The 17,305-nt window shown below is 62.9% G+C and carries 12 protein-coding genes; 11 read left to right on the top strand and 1 reads right to left on the bottom strand.

The window, feature by feature from the left end:
• Positions 1 to 116 precede the first annotated feature (116 nt).
• The 8 genes from mobF (at position 117) to P1T08_16160 (ending at position 12,206) form a co-directional block, all read left to right on the top strand.
• Positions 117 to 2,804 (top strand): MobF family relaxase, encoded by a 2,688-nt coding sequence (gene mobF / locus P1T08_16195; GenBank protein ID MDF1597620.1) that lies wholly within the window; start codon positions 117 to 119, stop codon positions 2,802 to 2,804.
• Positions 2,805 to 2,973: 169 nt separating this feature from the next.
• Positions 2,974 to 5,964, top strand: a complete 2,991-nt coding sequence (locus tag P1T08_16190; GenBank protein MDF1597619.1) for a DEAD/DEAH box helicase family protein — start codon at positions 2,974 to 2,976, stop codon at positions 5,962 to 5,964.
• Positions 5,965 to 5,980: 16 nt separating this feature from the next.
• On the top strand, positions 5,981 to 8,614 hold the full coding sequence (locus P1T08_16185) for a site-specific DNA-methyltransferase (protein ID MDF1597618.1): 2,634 nt from the start codon (positions 5,981 to 5,983) through the stop codon (positions 8,612 to 8,614).
• Positions 8,614 to 9,120, top strand: coding sequence for a hypothetical protein (locus P1T08_16180; GenBank protein MDF1597617.1), 507 nt, complete (start codon positions 8,614 to 8,616; stop codon positions 9,118 to 9,120). The genes P1T08_16185 and P1T08_16180 overlap by 1 nt, the downstream gene beginning before the upstream one ends.
• A 54-nt stretch (positions 9,121 to 9,174) precedes the next feature.
• Positions 9,175 to 9,921 carry a phage Gp37/Gp68 family protein gene (locus tag P1T08_16175; GenBank protein ID MDF1597616.1) on the top strand — a complete coding sequence of 249 codons (747 nt, stop codon included), beginning with the start codon at positions 9,175 to 9,177 and terminating at the stop codon, positions 9,919 to 9,921.
• On the top strand, positions 9,921 to 10,916 hold the full coding sequence (gene tcmP / locus P1T08_16170) for a three-Cys-motif partner protein TcmP (protein MDF1597615.1): 996 nt from the start codon (positions 9,921 to 9,923) through the stop codon (positions 10,914 to 10,916). The genes P1T08_16175 and tcmP overlap by 1 nt, the downstream gene beginning before the upstream one ends.
• A gap of 224 nt (positions 10,917 to 11,140) precedes the next feature.
• Positions 11,141 to 11,659, top strand: coding sequence for a hypothetical protein (locus P1T08_16165; protein ID MDF1597614.1), 519 nt, complete (start codon positions 11,141 to 11,143; stop codon positions 11,657 to 11,659).
• 364 nt (positions 11,660 to 12,023) lie between these two features.
• The gene (locus P1T08_16160; protein MDF1597613.1) at positions 12,024 to 12,206 is read left to right on the top strand and encodes a hypothetical protein; all 183 of its coding nucleotides are present in this window, start codon (positions 12,024 to 12,026) and stop codon (positions 12,204 to 12,206) included.
• Positions 12,207 to 12,222: 16 nt separating this feature from the next.
• On the opposite strand, the gene P1T08_16155 is transcribed toward P1T08_16160, so the two are convergent.
• Positions 12,223 to 13,491 (bottom strand): Fic family protein, encoded by a 1,269-nt coding sequence (locus tag P1T08_16155; protein MDF1597612.1) that lies wholly within the window; start codon positions 13,489 to 13,491, stop codon positions 12,223 to 12,225.
• A 683-nt stretch (positions 13,492 to 14,174) separates the two neighbouring features.
• Between P1T08_16155 and ltrA the strand changes: the two genes are divergently transcribed.
• From ltrA to P1T08_16140, 3 genes are all read left to right on the top strand, one after another.
• Positions 14,175 to 15,515 carry a group II intron reverse transcriptase/maturase gene (gene ltrA / locus P1T08_16150; GenBank protein MDF1597611.1) on the top strand — a complete coding sequence of 447 codons (1,341 nt, stop codon included), beginning with the start codon at positions 14,175 to 14,177 and terminating at the stop codon, positions 15,513 to 15,515.
• 110 nt (positions 15,516 to 15,625) lie between these two features.
• Positions 15,626 to 16,444: a type IV toxin-antitoxin system AbiEi family antitoxin gene (locus P1T08_16145; GenBank protein MDF1597610.1), complete on the top strand. Its 819-nt coding sequence runs from the start codon at positions 15,626 to 15,628 to the stop codon at positions 16,442 to 16,444.
• Positions 16,441 to 17,220 carry a nucleotidyl transferase AbiEii/AbiGii toxin family protein gene (locus P1T08_16140; protein ID MDF1597609.1) on the top strand — a complete coding sequence of 260 codons (780 nt, stop codon included), beginning with the start codon at positions 16,441 to 16,443 and terminating at the stop codon, positions 17,218 to 17,220. Before P1T08_16145 ends, P1T08_16140 begins: the two co-directional genes overlap by 4 nt.
• Positions 17,221 to 17,305 lie beyond the last annotated feature (85 nt).

The raw sequence follows: 17,305 nt of genomic DNA, 5'->3' as shown, positions 1-17,305 counted from the left end.
ACTCGCAGCCCAGGTCCACCTGAGGACGGAGATCCCATGTCCACCCAGCCACGATCCCAAGCTTTTCAGGACAGACGAGTGCACACCTGCGGTAGACGGTGGCGGAGGAGCCTGGCATGACGGTGCGGGTGACCACGTTGAAGGGCGCAGGGGCGGGCCGCTACTACACCGAGCACCTGCCCTCCTACTATCTCAACGGTGACGAGCCTCCGGGCCGCTGGTGGGGTCAGGGAGCAGACCGGTTGGGTCTCGGGGGCGTGGTCGACTCGGATGCCTTCCTGGAAGTGATGGCCGGACACGATCCGACGACCGGACAGGACCTGGGACGCCGGTTCGGGGACGGGTCGGTGCGAGGATATGACGCCACGTTCTCGGCGCCGAAGTCGGTGTCGGTCCTGTTCGCTTTGGGCGACGAGGAGGTGCGCCGTCAGGTGGTGGACGCGCACGAGTGTGCGGTGCAGGCGGTGTTGGGCTGGGTCGAATCCCACGCCCATACCCGGATGCGCGTCCACGGCCAGATCATGTGCGTGGATGCCGAGGGGATCGTGGTGGGGGTGTTCCGACAGCACACCAGCCGCAAGCTCGACCCCCAGCTGCATTCCCACGCGGTGATCGCCAACCGGGTACCGGCAGCCGACGGCCGCTGGCTGGCCCTGGACGCCCGCACCATCAAACTCGACCAGCGCACCCTTTCGGCCCTGTATCACGCCAACCTGCGAGCCGAGATGACTTGTCGCCTCGGCGTCCGCTGGCAACCACCCGACCATGGTATCGCCGAGATGGCCGACTTCGACACCGACGTGTTGGCAGAGTTCTCCCAACGCACCAACGACATGCAACGCCGCTTGGATGAGAAGCTCGACCGGTTTCGCACGGATCTAGAGCGAGACCCCACCGCCCGCGAGCGATGGAAACTGGAACGGGAGGCGGCCGTGGACAGCCGACCCGCCAAACCTCACAGCCCCACCCCGGCCGAGCTGCGCCGAGAATGGCAGGAGCGGGTCCGGGCGCTGGGTCACGAACCGGCCGGGCTCGTCGAGGGTGTGGTCGGCCGCCAGCGTGGTCTCGAGGGCATCGACTCCGAAACGGCCGTCCTGCTGGCCGAAAACGCGTTGGGCTCGCTGGCTGAGCGCCAGTCTTCGTGGCGGCCCGCCGAGCTGGTCCGAGAATTGGCCGCAGCCGTGCCGACGTCTGTCACCGTCGACTCGGTACAGTTGACCGGGTTCCTCCAGCGACTCGCCGACCATGCAGCCGCCAACCGCTGTGTGGACATCTCCCGACCCGTTCCCGCCGGTGTTCCACTTCGGCGTGATGGCAGGCCGATCAGCGAAGCGGCTGTAGATCGAGCGTTCACCACCCAGACCATCCTCGACGAAGAACAAACCCTGATCGCGTGGGCCGACAGTCGCCGGGCGGACAAACCAGTCCATACCCGTGCGCTGACCACCGGCTACGGCGAGGAGCTCACCCCAGCGCAGGCGGAGGCGGTGGTCGCCGTCACGGACCGTGGAGGGCTGGAGCTGATCGTCGGCCCTGCCGGTTCCGGGAAGACCACCATGCTCGCCGCCGCGGTGCTCAATCTCGCCGCCCAGGGCCGTCTGGCGTTCGGTGTGGCGCCGACCGCAGCGGCAGCCGAAGTCCTCGCCACCGAGACCGCGATGCCATCCGACACCCTGGACAAGCTGCTCATTGAGCATCGTGATTCGACCCGGCCACCCCAACCCGGCTACGACCTCCCGGCCGGAAGCACGGTGATCGTCGACGAAGCCGCCACCGCCGCCACCCCCAAGCTGGCCGAACTGGCCCGACTTGCCGACCGGCACGGCTGGCGGGTCGTGCTGGTCGGCGACGCCCGCCAGTTCTCCGCGGTGGGTCGGGGCGGCATGTTCGGCCACCTTGTCGACAGCCTGGGGGCAGTGGAACTCGACCAGGTTCACCGCTTCCGCCACCATTGGGAGCGCCAGGCCAGCTTGCGGCTCCGTGCCGGGGACCCGGGCGTGCTCGCCGAGTACGAGCAGCGGGGGCGCCTCCACGGCGGCACCCGCGAAGGGATGGAAGCCGAGGTCGTCACCGCCTGGGAGCAGGCCCGCAGCCGGGGCGAGACGGTGGCGTTGATGGCCAACAGTGCCGACACCGTGGATCGGCTCAACCGGCTCGCCCAACACACTCGCATCGGGATCGGTGAACTCGACGTCGACGCACCCTCCTTGCGAATCGGCGAGGGTTCGATGCTGGTGGGGGATGAGGTGGTTACCCGTCGCAACGACCGGAGGCTCTGCACCGACCGGGGGTTGATGGTCAAGAACCGGGACCACTGGACGGTCACCACCATCCACCCCGATGACAGCGTCACCCTTGACGGGCGCACCGGCACCATCCGGGTCCCCGCCGAGTACGTGGCCGAGGACGTCCAGCTCGGCTACGCGCAGACCAGTCACGCCACCCAAGGCCGCACCGTCGACACCAGCCTCCTCCTGGTCGACACCCCGACCGACAGCCGTGGTGTCTACACGCCCATGACCCGAGGCCGAGAAGCCAACCACGCCTACGTCGTCACAGACGGCAACCAGACGGCCCTCGACGTGCTCACCCAAGCGATCACCCGCGACTGGATCGACCAGCCCGCGGTCGCTCGGAAGAAAGAGCTGGATCCCCACCGGTCTCGGCAGATACCCGATCCAGGTGACGAAGATCGGTTCGACCGGCTCGAGCGCCATGTTCGTAGGCTCATGGAAGAACGCCGAACGCAGGGCCGAGAGACGGAGCGCACCACCGGGCGCGGTCTGGATCTGACCGTCCACTGATGTGTCCTGTCCCATTCCCTCGGGTCTGCGCGGCCTGGGTCACAGGCCGTCGGAGGGCGCGAAACTACAGTAGGTCTCACGAATGACGACTTCACGTGCCAAGCGAGCCAAGCCCACAGACTCTCCGTCCGTCTCGGCGCGAGGGCTACTCCGATGAGAAGGCCCGGCAATGCCACGTGACGCCGTCATCGAGAACCCGGTCATAAACTCGCCGTTCCGTCAGCCCGGCCGGCATTTCAGGTTCGATGAGGAGGGCATCACGTCGGATGTCGTCGATGGTCGCCGGGCGAGTTCGTACTTTGTTCCGATTGCGTCGGCGCGCAAACGGGGAGGTCAGCAGACGTTTGAGACGGAGTGGACTTCGGATCGTCTCGAGGAGAACCCGACGATCAACCGGGTCCGGGAACGAGTCGGTATGTGGCGTCAAGGCGGCCACCGGGGCGTCACCCCCACTACACGCCGCCTCCTCGAGTTCTGGAGCGATTCCGGGCGGGAGCGTCCGTTGTTCTTCTGTCAGATCGAGGCGCTCGAGACGGCGATCTACATCACCGAGGCGGCCGGCAAGTTTGGCGACGACTGGATCGTGAACTTGCTCAGGGAGGAGTCGGCCCGCCACAACCCGGGTCTGTTCCGGGTGGCTCAGAAGATGGCTACCGGCACCGGAAAGACTGTGGTGATGGGGATGATCATCGCATGGCACACCTTGAACAAGGCGGCGAGTCCCCAGGACAGCCGGTTCACCGACCGGTTCCTGGTCGTAACACCGGGTATCACCATTCGCGACCGCCTGCGGGTTCTGCTGCCTTCGGACCCGAACGACTATTACCGCGAACGTGACCTGGTGCCAGCCGATTTGCGGGAACACTTGGGTCGCGCGCGGATCGTCATCACCAACTTCCACGGCCTTCAACTCCGGTCGAAGGTTGGGAGCGTTCCCAAGCTGACCAAGCAGATCCTCCCTGAGTCGTCGTTTCAGGAATCCCCCGACGAGATGGTCCGCCGCGTTTGTCGGGAGTTGGGGACTTCCTCGAAGCAGATAGTGGTCCTGAACGACGAGGCCCATCACTGTTACCGACGCCGGCTCGACGACGATGCCGAAGACGTCAAGTTGAAGGGTGAAGAGCGCAAGGAGGCCGACCAGCGGGAGGAGGAGGCTCGGGTCTGGATCTCCGGCCTGGAGGCGGTGAACCGAAAGCTGGGGATCAAGACCGTCTTCGACCTGTCGGCGACTCCATTCTTCCTTCGTGGTTCGGGCTATTCGGAGGGCACGCTGTTTCCGTGGGTGGTGTCCGACTTCTCCCTAATCGACGCCATCGAGTCTGGGGTGGTGAAGGTGCCGCGGGTGCCGGTCGCCGACGATTCAATGTCGGGGGAGGGTGTCACCTATCGCAATCTTTGGGTGCGGATCTCCGATGAGCTGCCCAAGCGTGGTCGCCGCACCGCCGAGGACCCTGGCGAGCCGCGACTTCCCGCCGAGTTGGAGGGCGCTCTACGCACCTTGTACGGGAACTACGAGAAGGCATACCGCCGGTGGGAGCGAAGTGCGGGGGCCACGAATGGCGCCTCGACCCCTCCGGTGTTCATTGTCGTCTGCTCCAACACCGCAGTATCGAAGCTTGTCTACGACTTCATCGCCGGCTACGAGGTGGAAACGCCTGCGGGGGAGGCCGTCGCCAGACCGGGGGAGCTCGGCATCTTCTCGAACGCCGCCGACGGCCGCTGGCTGGCCCGTCCCAACACCATCCTTATCGACTCCCGGGAACTGGAGTCGGGTGAGGCGATGAGCCGGGCGTTCAAGGAGGTAGCGGCCGGCGAGATCGAGGAGTTCAAATCCGAGATCCGCCAACGGTTCCCGGGAAGGGATCCCGACGACCTCACCGACGAGGACCTGCTTCGCGAAGTAATGAACACAGTTGGCAAGCCGGGCAGGCTCGGCGAGCACGTCAAATGCGTGGTGTCGGTATCGATGCTGACGGAAGGCTGGGACGCCAACACCGTCACCCATATCCTCGGAGTTCGCGCTTTCTCCACGCAGTTGCTGTGCGAGCAGGTGGTGGGGAGAGGGCTGCGACGTCGTTCATACACCGCCGACGAGGACGGGATGTTCCCGCCCGAGTACGCCGAGGTGTACGGGGTGCCGTTCTCGTTCATCCCCGCCGCCGGGTCGGCTCCCGACCCCAAGCCGGGGCCGCCACTCACTCATGTCAGGGCGCTCGAGGACCGAATCGCATCCGAGATAGCGTTTCCCCGCCTCGTTGGGTATCGCTACGTGCTGGAGGGACGCCTACCCGAGGTGGCGTTCGCCGACACCGACCGCCTCGCTTTGTCAACCCAGGGTCTTCCGACCGAGGTCGAGGTAGCTCCCATCGTCGGAGAGAGCGCCACCCATTTCCTGCTCGACGACCTGCGCGGTTGGCGGGCCCAACAGATCGAGTTCGAGTTGTCCCGCCGCCTCGCCCAGCGCTACTTCCGCGACGACGCCGGATTCGAGAAACCGTGGGCGTTCCCGGCGCTGCTGCGACTGGTCCGACGGTGGATGGCCGAATGCGTCACCCTGAAGGACAAGGCCTTCGTCCAGATGCTCCGCATCCGCCGATTCGAGGACGACGCCATCGACAAAATCTACCGGGCGATCGTCCGTGCCGGCACCGAACAGGAGACCCGGCCGGTGCTCGAACCGGTGCTCAGACCCTTCGACCCGGTCGGCAGCACCCGCTACGTCGACTTCGACACCACCCGGCCCACCTACCTGACCGACCCGGCCAAGTGCCACATCTCCCACGTAGTGGCCGACACCGAGTCGTGGGAACAAAAGATGGCCCAGACGCTCGAGGACATGGACGAGGTGGTGTCCTACGTCAAGAACCACAATCTCGGCTTCACCATCCCCTACACCATCGACGGTCAGCAACGTCAGTACATCCCCGACTTCATCGTTCACCTCGATGATGGCCACGACGATCCACTCAGCCTGATCGTCGAAGTGTCGGGCGCCCAGCGGCGCGACAAAGAAGCCAAAGTGGACACCGCCCGCACCCTGTGGATCCCGGCGGTGAACGCCCACGGTGGGTTCGGACGGTGGGAGTTCGTGGAGATCACCGACCCGTGGAATGCCCAGACCACGATCCGGGCCTTCATCCAAGAACGACGAGCAGCATGAGACGAGGGGATTGAACTTGGCGGGACGATCACGTAAAAAGGCGACGGGACCAACCCCGGTAGAAGCAGTGGAACACACCGACACCCGCGCCAACATCCCGACCGAAGAGCTACGCGATTTCGTCGCGTCCGACGAGAAGAAGCCTTCCAAGCTTCGTTACGCGAGGGATCCCTCCCTCGATCCTCAGCTGGTGTGGCAAGGCAAAGACGAGCAGGACGGAGAGGACCTAACCGTTCCGGTGCCCCCGATATACATCCAGGAGAAGATCGAACCTCGAGCCATCATCGAGGACCTACGCCGCAACACAGACGAACGCTCCAACGAGCCGACGCTGTTCGAGGCATTCAACGGGCTCGAATTCGAGGAACTCGTCGACTTCTACCACCACGGCGTGAACTGGTCGAACCGACTCATCCTCGGCGACTCCCTCCAGGTGATGGCAAGCCTCGCCGAGAAGGAGAACCTCCGCGGCCAGGTCCAGATGATCTACATCGACCCGCCCTACGGGATCAAGTTCGGCTCCAACTGGCAGGTCAGCACCCGCAAACGTGACGTCAAGGACGGCAAGGACACCGATCTCACGCGGCAGCCCGAACAGATCCGCGCCTTCCGAGACACCTGGGAGAAAGGGATCCATTCCTACCTGGCCTATCTGCGGGATCGCCTAGTCGTGGCCCATGATCTTCTCACCGAATCCGGGACCGTGTTCGTCCAGATCGGCGATGAGAACGTGCACCTCGTCCGCGCATTACTCGACGAGGTCTTCGGAAGCGAGAACTTCCTGAACCAGATTGCAGTAAGGAAGACGACCGGTGTCCAGTCGAGACATGTCGCTGCGACCCTGGACTATCTCCTGATATACGGCAAGAGCGCCGAGCAAACCAAGTATCGCCAGCTGTTCGTCGGGAAGTCCGACGATGCAGCCGCTCGTTATGACCAGCTTCAGATGGCCGACGGATCGACTCGTTCCATGACACCCGAAGAAAAGGTAGGAGTCGCCGAGCTTCCTGGTGGTGCTCGTCGATATCAGATGGGGGATCTAACGAGCGAGGGCGTGTCGTCTGATCCCGCAGACCGAAAGTGGGTCGTGGACGGCAAGGAGTACGTCCTGAGAGGTAACCACCACTGGAAGACACATTCGGAGGGTAGGGCGAAACTAGTCACCGCAGATCGTGTGCAAATGACATCACGCGGAGGGCTCCGATACAAGAGGTTCCTTGACGATTTCCCAGTGCAGGAAATCTCAAATCTCTGGGCAGATATCTCAGGCGCCGAACAGAGTCGCTCCGAGGGAAAGTGGTATGTCGTCCAGAGCTCCGTGAGCCTCGTGGAGCGCTGCATCCTTATGGCGACCGATCCAGGCGACCTCGTGTTGGATCCCACGTGTGGCTCCGGGACGACGGCCTACGCTGCTGAAGAGGGGGGTCGTCGGTGGATCACGATCGACACTTCTCGGGTGGCACTCGCTCTGGCCCGCACTCGCCTGATGTCGGCGCGTTTCCCCTACTACCTCCTCGCAGACTCGGAAGAAGGCAAGGTGAAGGAGATGGAGCTGACGGGGATTCCTCTTGCTGACGGCCCGGTTGGGCGTGACGTGAAGAGGGGCTTCGTATACCAACGGGTTCCCCACGTCACGTTGAAGTCAATCGCCAACAACCCCGACATCCGCGAGGGTATAGCTCGGGAGCAGGTCGACGAGGCCATTCGCCGTCACGCGGACCAGGAGTTGTTGTACGACCAGCCCTATGAGGACAACAAGCGGGTGCGGGTGACGGGCCGTTTCACTGTCGAGAGTCTGTCGCCGCATCGGGTGCTCGACCCTGACGAGGAGCGGCCCGCTACCGAGGTCGCCGCCGGGATCGATCCGAACGCAGAGGGCTTTGTTCCAACGGTCCTCGCCAACCTGCGCAAGGCAGGGGTCCAGAACACCAAGCAGGGCGAGCGTCTGACCTTTGACACGTTGGAGCCGTTTGCCGGTGCCTGGATCCAGGCATCGGGCGAGTTTACGGACAAGGAGGAGAATACCAAGCGGGTGGCGGTGTCAGTCGGTCCCGAACACGGAACCGTCGGCCCGACCCACATAAAGGAGGCTGCCAAGGAGGCCGTGCGAGGTGTCGGCTTTGATATCCTCGTCGTTTGCGGTTTCGCCTTTGATGCCCGCGTTGGTGAGACGGCCCGTGAGTTCGGCGATCTGGTTGTGCTCCCAGCCCGAATGAACCCGGATCTGATGATGGGTGAGGACCTCCTCAAGAAGACTGGAGCAGGGAACCTGTTCACAGTCTTCGGTGAGCCCGACGTCAACATTAAAGAAGAGGAAGGCGAGCTCGTCGTCGAGCTGCTCGGTGTGGATGTCTACGACCCGACCACCGGCGAGGTGCGATCGAGTTCCACCGACGACATAGCGTGCTGGTTCATCGACACCAACTACAACCAGGAGAGCTTCTTCGTCCGTCACGCCTACTTCACCGGTGGCGACGAGCCCTATGACCGCCTCCAGCGCACCCTCCGCACCGAGATCGACGAGGGGTCATGGGCGTCCCTGTACTCGACTGTCAGCCGCCCCTTCGCCACGCCTGAGACCGGCCGCATCGCCGTCAAAGTCATCAACCACTACGGCGACGAGGTCCTCAAGGTCTACGAGGTCGATTGATGTCCTTAGCGGTCGACTGGATTGCGTTCAGGGAGTGGGGCAGTTTCGTTCTCGCCGCAGTGACTCTTGCCTTCGTCGCCTATGACCTCTGGTGGGTAAGACGTCCACGCCTTCGAGTTCGGATGCGTCGTTACCACGACTCGGAACGATTGGATGTCACGGTGCTCAATCGCGGCGGCGGCCCTCTCACGATCCTGAACGTCTACTTCGAAGCTACCCCGGATGGACAGCGGTACCTGAAGATGCAGTGGGCTCCGGACGACGGAACCCTTCCTGTGACCATTAATGGACTGTCTGCGGTGGATTGGCGCCCTGAGCTTGAAGGTCCTAATACGCTGGTGTTGGAAGGTCTGCCATTTGGCGAGCGGTTCTTCTGGGTACCGCCGCCGGCGTGGCAAGGGAGGACTCGGCGGCCCGGGCGACGAGAAGTGTTCGGTGGCGTGACTCGCGAGTTGCGTGGTCAACGCAGGGTTCCTACGCCGGAACGATCCGTGAGACAGCGATGAGGTCTGTCATAGCCACGGCGTATCTTCGGTGCTGTGAAACGACGAGGAGCCTCCTTGGCTGATCACAGTGGAATCGAGTGGACCGAGGCGACGTGGAATCCGACGACCGGGTGTGATCGCGTATCTCCGGGCTGCGACAACTGCTACGCCCTCACTCTCGCCAAGCGACTGAAGGCGATGGGCTCGGAGAAGTATCAGGAGGATGGCGACCCTCGTACATCTGGCCCAGGTTTCAGACTCACGCTCCACCCCGAAGTCCTCGACCTCCCGAGATCTTGGCGGCAGCCCCGGGTCGTCTTCGTCGATTCGATGAGCGATTTGTTCCATCCGGACGTTCCGCTCGAGTTCATCCAGCAAGTCTTCGATGTCATGGGAGACACCCCACAACACACCTATCAGGTTCTAACGAAGCGATCTCAGGGGCTGAAGAAGGTCGCATCGCAACTCGATTGGCCGGCGAATGTCTGGATGGGTGTCAGCGTCGAGAACGACAAGTATCGGTTCCGGATCGACCATCTCCGTGAAGTTCCCGCAGCCGTCCGGTTCCTAAGCCTTGAGCCGCTTCTCGGTCCTCTGGCCACTCTCGATCTCGCGGGTATCGATTGGGTGATCGTTGGAGGAGAGAGCGGCCCCAGGGCACGGCCGATGGATCCTATGTGGGCCGAAGACATTCGCGACCAATGCTTGGCTGCCGGCGTCCCATTCTTCTTCAAGCAGTGGGGAGGACGGACGCCCAAGTCAGGGGGGCGACAACTCGACGAGCGGACCTGGGATGAAATGCCGCTCCTGGCAGCGACCTGATGGCCGGGCCGCGTTTCTGGGGCTTCTGGACTCGCGGCAAGCTTGACCTGCTGCGCAACTACCTGGCCGCTTTCGCCAAGGCATCCAATAGGTCACCGCAGCGCATTTACCTGGATCTCTTCGCCGGCGGGCCGGAGGGTCGAGACCGCCTGACCGGTGAACCCATTTTGGGATCGCCCAGGATTGCGCTGTCAGTAGATCAGCCACAGTTCAGCGTCCTCAGGTTCTTTGAACAGGAGTCCGTGGCGAAGGCTCTCAGGAGCGCGCTATTGGCAGAGTTCCCTGGCCGGGAGTTCAAGGTGATCTCGGGTGACTGCAACGAAACCATCGTGGACGCCCTGCGTGATCTGGAGAGCTTCGATCGTGCGGCGACCTTCGCATTCATCGATCCCGACGGGCCGGACTTTCGATGGTCGACGATCGAGAGGCTCGCAGCCTTCAAGCGAGCAGGCTTGCCGAAGACCGAGCTATTCATCTTGGTGCCTGCGCCGATGTTCATCCGACTCCTTCCCAAGGATGGTTCGGTTACAGCTAGGAACACAACGCGGCTTACGCGGATGTTCGGTACCGATGCGTGGGAGCGGATCTACTACGCGAGGGTGGCCAACGATCTTGAACCCGCGGAAGCTCGTGAGGAGTACCTCAATCTGGTGCGCTGGCGCCTGGAACACGATCTGCGGTATGGATGGACCCATCCGTTGGAGGTGCGCAACACTCGCAATGTTCCCATCTACTACCTCGTCTTTGTCACAGACCATGAGATCGGGAACAAGATCATGACCTCCGTCTACGGCACGGCGTCGAGGGAGTTCAAGAAGCTCAGGCGAGAAGCCGCGCAGCACCGCCTCGTTCAGGAGGATGAGGCGCGGGGCATCCTTAGGCTGCTGAGCGATGATGAGCTCAGTGACCTCACCTCAGGCCCAGAGCCTCGGGGCGAACGCTATGCCTATGAGCCACCTTGGGTTCCCTTCGGGATGGAAGGTGGTGGCCGTTGACCGCGTCATACTCCGACGCCTTGCGTGGCTACGCCCACCGAGTTCATCGTCGCGATGGGTTTTGTTGCATCTATTGCGGCGTTGACGGAAGCAAGTGGCCGACCTGGCTGTACCTCTCGTGGGATCATCTTCTTCCGCGGGGTCACCCATCGCGGGACGATGAGCGCTACATCGTGACGGCGTGTCGAATTTGCAATGAGTTCTGCAACCGCACGATGTTTGAAGTGAAAAACAAGACCCCAGAGGAGATTGTCGATCTCAAGAGAACCGCGATCAAGGCCCGCCGGGCTGAGTACGAGGAGTTCTGGCGAGCGCACGTGAAAGGGCAAGCCTCCGATCGCCCGTACAACCAACGCGCCATTGAAGGCATGGCATGGGTCGAAAGGCTGATGGCGGCTGAGCCCGTGCTACTGGATGCCGGTGTTCGGGGCCGTCTGCCGGAGCTTCCGGGAATCTACGCCTTCTCGTCAATCGGGCAACCAAGTGAGGTCGTCCGGGCCGGCCGTGCGAGCGGTTCCGGGGGCCTTCGACAGCGCGTCTACCAGAACCATCTCATGGGAAACCAGAGTGGCAACCTCCGAGCGCAGCTCGTTCGCGCCGGACGTTGCGACTCGCTCGACGTGGCCAAGCAGTGGATCCGGTCGAACTGTGAGGTGCGCTACGCGATTGTCGAGGACTCTCATGACCTGTGGTGGATCGAGCACTTCATGTTGGCGATCGTTCGACCGGAGTTCAGTGACTAGGGGTGATTAGTATGTCAGGTTACGCTCGGGCCCGCTCCGTTCCCATCGGTTCGACCGACCGGATACCACCTGATCCCGGGTTGTATGTCGTGTATTCGGACACAGAAGTAAATGGGCTCACGTGGACCGCGGGGAGTGAGGCCCTCTACGTTGGGAAGGCCAACGATGGCCTGCGGCGTCGGATCGGCAGAGAGCACGGTGCCGACACACGGGCCGCTCCACGCTGAGAAGGTCGCTTGCAGCGTTGCTGAAGGACGACTTGTAGCTCATTGAGCGCTGCCGACCCACCTGAGGGAAACCCAAGCCGATCGACTTCACCAACATCTCGCTGGAGCCTGATGGAGACCATCGGCTATCCGACTGGATGGCGACTCATCTCACCGTGGCGGTCGTGGCTCGTGCCGGCGCGCCCGGTGAGGAGAACGCGTTGATCGCGGAGTTCGAGCCCCCTTCGAATCGTCGCGGCTGGGATAACCCGTGGCGACAGGTGGTCAGCGCAACGCGAGCGCAGTGTGCGGCCGAAGCCCGCAGCCGTCATCATGGTTGAGACTGGCTCGGCGGGGCTACTCGCTGGGTGCGGGCAGGACGGGTGGTTCTGTCGCGTTGTCGCCGGTTGGGCTGGCGAGAGCGCGTTCCAACGATGTGAACAGTTCGAGGACGGTCGGTGCTTCAAAGATGCGGTAGCGCTGCTTGCCGATGTTCCGCTGGGTCAGGATGCCTGCTTCGACGAGGCGGTTGATGGCTGCTCCGGTGGCGACGTCAGAGCGGTTGATGAGCCCGGCCGCTGATTCCACTGTCAGGAGAGGAACTCCGGGGAGAACGTCGATGAGCAGGTCGAGAGCTGATCCCTTTCGGACGGTGCCGACGTTCGTCCGCCACTGGTGGACCAGCTCGTCGATCCTCGCCGCGTAGATCTGAGCGTCGTGGCATGCCCACAGGGTGGCCCCAGAAAAGGTCCGCAGCCACGTGTGGGCGGCGGTGGATCGCTCGACGCTGTCTGCGGGATGCAGGTGTCGGAAGGTGGTCAGCCCGGCTATGTAGTCGTCGGACCAGGTGGCGAGGACGAGACTGATGGGCGGCACAAACCTAGGGGAGAGTCCTCGCCGTCGAAGGATGACATAGATCAGCGTCCGTCCGGTTCGGCCGTTCCCGTCGGCAAAGGGGTGGATGGTTTCGAACTGGGCGTGGGCGATAGCGGCCTGCACGAGTGGTGAGTGCTCATCGCCGTTCATGTACTCGACGAGGTCCCGGAGAAGGCCATCGACGTGATCCGGTGGTGGTGGGACGAAGACCGCGCGGCACGGGTTGTAGGAACTGCCCCCGATCCAGTTTTGGCGTTCGCGAATGACTCCTCCGAGTTCGGGTCTCGGTGAGCGTTCCATCAGGACTCGGTGGATCTCCAACAGATCAGTCAACGAGAACCGCTCTGTTTGGACCGCCAGCTCGATGGCGGACTCCATCGCGGCGATATTGCCGAGGACTTCTACGGCGATGCGATCGGCGGTCTCGCCACCCTGGGCGAGAGCGGCCTCCGCCTCGACCAGTCTCCGTGGCCCGACGTCGAGTCCCTCGATCTTGGAGGAGGCGACCGATTCGGCTCGGAGGAGGAATCGGGCGAGACCCTCGAGACTGACATGGCCCGTCCCGGCCTCGTTCAGATCTCTGATCGCGGTCTCGGCATCCGCGATGTCCGCTGCCAGGTCGCCAGGTAGGGTGAGATTCCATCCGGCGAGAGGATCAGGTAGGTAGGCGTCGTAGCTGCAGCCCTGCCGATCGCGGCGGGTCATCTCCTCGAGTCGAGGCTCCCACCGTTTCTGGAGAAGTTCAGCCATCCTTCGGCTCCCGTCCCTTTAAGTAAAGGGTATATGAAAAGCTTTGCTTAGAGAAGGGCCAACTATGGGAAGCTGGAATAGTGGCTACGGGGATTCGCTACTCGACCTCTCACCGCGCCACCTACTGCATGCCGGTTATGTATCGAATCTAAAGATTCTGGTTAGTATCGGTACATGTTGCGTCCTGGAAGCTGGACGAAGCCAGCGGGTGGGAGTCCCGTGCGGGTAATCGCCGGAGAGCCCGGTAGCAGGCCCCGGTTCGTTGCTGAGAGGTGGCGGGCTGAGCGGGGTGTCAAAAGCCTCTTTGGAGGGAGCAAGCACGTGGGCCGTAGTGCCATCAGGTGCGAGTCCTGCAGCCTCGTCAGATACACAATGGAGGAGCCGAGCCGTTCATGTCACGGTGAAGGTCGATGTTCGACGGACTGGCGTTCCGGATATGCCCGCCGTCGGGTCCTCTCGGGGTATGGGGAGCGGCACGTGTGCATGGTTTCGTTACGGAACAGGAGAGACCCGTCTGTGCAGCCTTGTCGGGCGGAGACCGCTGGTATAAGCCAATGGTGAAATCGAGCGGAGCACAGCGGGAGTCCGACGGGGTCGTAGTACCGCAGATCGTTGGGAGGAACCCGGCGGGAGGGAAGGGCCCTGGCTTCGGTTATGCCGGGGATGGAGGTAAGCGTGAGGGCATGGCCGACTCTGGTCGGTCCAACTACCCCGATCGACGCGGGTCGGTTGACAAAGTGCGACAACTCCAAAGACGGCTATGGGCTGCGGCCAAGCAGTCGGAGGGGCGGCGTTTCCATGCCCTGTATGACCGTATCTATAGGAGTGACGTCTTGTGGGAGGCGTGGGAACGGGTCCGAGCGAATCGTGGCGCTGCTGGGGTCGATAAGGTGACCTTGGCGGCGATAGAGGATTACGGCGTTCATCGCATGTTGGATGGGCTTGCTGTGGATCTTCGTGCAGGTGTCTATCGTCCGGCGCCGACGCGTCGGGTGGAGATCCCTAAACCTGACGGCTCTAGACGGCCTTTGGGTATCCCTACGGTGCGTGACCGGGTGTGCCAGCAGGCAGCAAAGATCGTCCTTGAACCGATTTTCGAGGCCGATTTTCTGTCTGTGAGTTTCGGGTTCCGTCCGAAACGTTCGGCCACTGATGCGTTGGAGGTGATTCGGGTGGCGTTCCCTCGAGGACAACAGTTTGTCTTTGAGGCTGACATTCGGGATTTCTTTGGCAGTATCGACCATGACCGCCTGTTGGGTCTGGTTGCTGGGCGCGTATCGGATAGGCGGGTACTCAAGCTGTTGCGTCAGTGGCTGTGTGCAGGAGTGATGGTTGATGGGGTGAGGCGTGAGACGGTTACCGGCACACCTCAGGGCGGGGTCATTTCCCCGTTGTTGGCCAACATCTTTCTACATGCATTCGATCGGGTCTGGGTTGAGTCCGGCATCGGGGAGTTGGTCCGTTATGCGGACGATTTCGTGGTGTTGTGCTCAACTCGGGAACAGGCCGAGGATGCCCAGCGGCGGGCAACCGCCATGTTGGGTGAACTCGGTTTGGTACTGCATCCGGACAAGACCCGTGTGGTTGATCTCCGGGAAGGTGCTGAGGGTTTCGACTTTTTGGGTTGCCATTTTCATGCCCGCATGTCGGGTCGCTTGTGGGAACAGAAACGCATCGTGCGTTACTACTTGCACCGGTGGCCGTCGCAACGGTCGATGAAACGGGCACGGACCAGAGTCAAGGCTCTCACCGGTCGGAGTCGGGTCGGATGGGAGTTGGAGGACGTCATCGGCGACCTCAACCTGTTCCTTCGGGGATGGGGCAACTATTTCCGCACCGGGAACGCGGCGAACAAGTTCGTTTCTCTGGACGGCTATGTGGCGTGGCGGCTCAAACGTCTTCTCATCAAGAAGCGGGGCCGCAACCTCCATGCCGGCCAGGCGGACCGTTGGACCCGCACCTGGTTCCACGACCAGGGCCTGCACAAGCTCATGGGCACTATCCGCTACCCGAAGGCTGCGTAACCATGCTAAGAAGACCGTCGGTAAGCCGTGTGCGGGAAAACCGCACGCACGGATTGAAAGGAGAACGGGGAAACAGACCCGCAATGCGGGCACTGCGCCCCTGACTACCAATGACTGATGTGACAGCTTCGCTTGGACCGCGCGAGTTGGCTGACTGGTTGCTGGCTCGTGGTCGACACTGGGTGACCACGACCGAGGCCGCTGAGCTACTGGGAATCCCGGAGCACCACGTAGCACCGTCGTTGGCTCAGTCGCGGCGGCGCGGGCATCTGTTCAGCCCAACCACGGGATTGTACGTTGCCATCCCACCCGAGTACCGCTCCTGGCGTGCCGTCCCGGCGGCCCACTTCGTGGATCCGATGATGCGCCATCTCGGCCACGACTACTACGTCTGCCTCCTGTCGGCGGCCGAGATCCACGGGTTCTCCCATCAGCGTCCTCAGGTCTTTCAGGTGATGACGCCGGCGCGGCTTCGGTCTCGGACATTCGGGCGGGTTCGAATCGAATTCATCACTTCCGTGCATACGTCGGATCGTCCCACGGGTGTCGTCAACACCCCAACCGGGACCATGCGTGTGTCCACCCCGGAGGCCACCGTGCTCGATCTGGTTTCCTTCCCAAATGCAAGTGGGGCCTTGTTCAACGTGGCGACCATCATCGGCGACATGCTGATTGAGGATGGTCTCGATGTTGGTCGTCTCGCCGAGGTCGCCTCCGACTATCCGGCGTCGATCGTACAACGTACCGGATGGCTCCTCGACTACATGGCCGGGCGAGTCGACGTGGAAGTCGACACCGAACCGCTGGTACCCCTTGCGTCAGCGCGGGCCACGCCCACTCCGTTGGACCCCGGCCACGGACGATCCGGGACCCTCGATCGGCGTTGGAATGTGATCGTGGCCGAGTACCCGGACGAGGAGTCGTCGTGATCCCCCAAGCGGCCATCACCGAATGGGGCCGCACTGTGCCGTGGCCGACGGTGGAGCAGATCGAGCAGGACCTGCTGTTGTCCCGGCTCATCGCCGAGATCGCCAACGACGGCTACCTCGGTGACGAGCTGGTGTTCCGAGGCGGCACCTGTTTGCACAAGCTCCATGCACCTGAACCGCTCCGCTACAGCGAGGACCTCGACTACGTCCGCAGCACTGGCGGCGGGATCCGAGAACTCACCCGGGCGGTCACCCAGATCGGCAAGCGACTTGGTATGGAGGTGCGGACGAGACTCACCGAGCACCCCAAGATGTTCCTGCGCGCGCAGTATGAGACCGGGGCAGGTCCGATGAGGATCAAGATCGAGGTCAACACCTTCGAGCGCTCACCGGCCCGCCCACCGGTCAAGATCCCGTTCCACGTTGACTCCTCCTGGTTCGCCGGTAGCGCCGACGTGCTCACCTTCACCCTGGACGAGGTCGTGGCAACGAAGATCCGAGCCCTGTTCCAGCGATCGAAGGGGCGCGACCTCTTCGATCTCTGGCTGGCCCTGACCCGGCTCGGTGTTCCGGCGTCGTCCATCGTCGATGCCTTCGGTCCCTATCGGCCCGACGGGTACACCGCACGCCGTGCCGAGCTGAACCTGCGCGAGAAGGTGAAACGATCGGCGTTCCGCGAAGACATCCGCCCGCTGGTGACGGCCTGGCCCGAGGGCTACGACATCGACGTCGCGGCTGAGCTGGTGGTGGCCGACGTGTTCGCCTTGATCGAGTAGATCACCCGGGTCTTCTAACGGATCTTCTAACGGACGGGCCGCCACGAGGCGTTATCCACAGGTACCAGCCGTCACGCGGATTTCG

Source organism: Acidimicrobiia bacterium (genome assembly GCA_029210695.1).
Taxonomy (GTDB): Bacteria; Actinomycetota; Acidimicrobiia; order Spongiisociales; family JAHEDJ01; genus JAHEDJ01.
The sequence above is the reverse complement of the archived record's forward strand: the minus strand, read 5'-3'. Positions and strand labels throughout refer to the sequence as shown.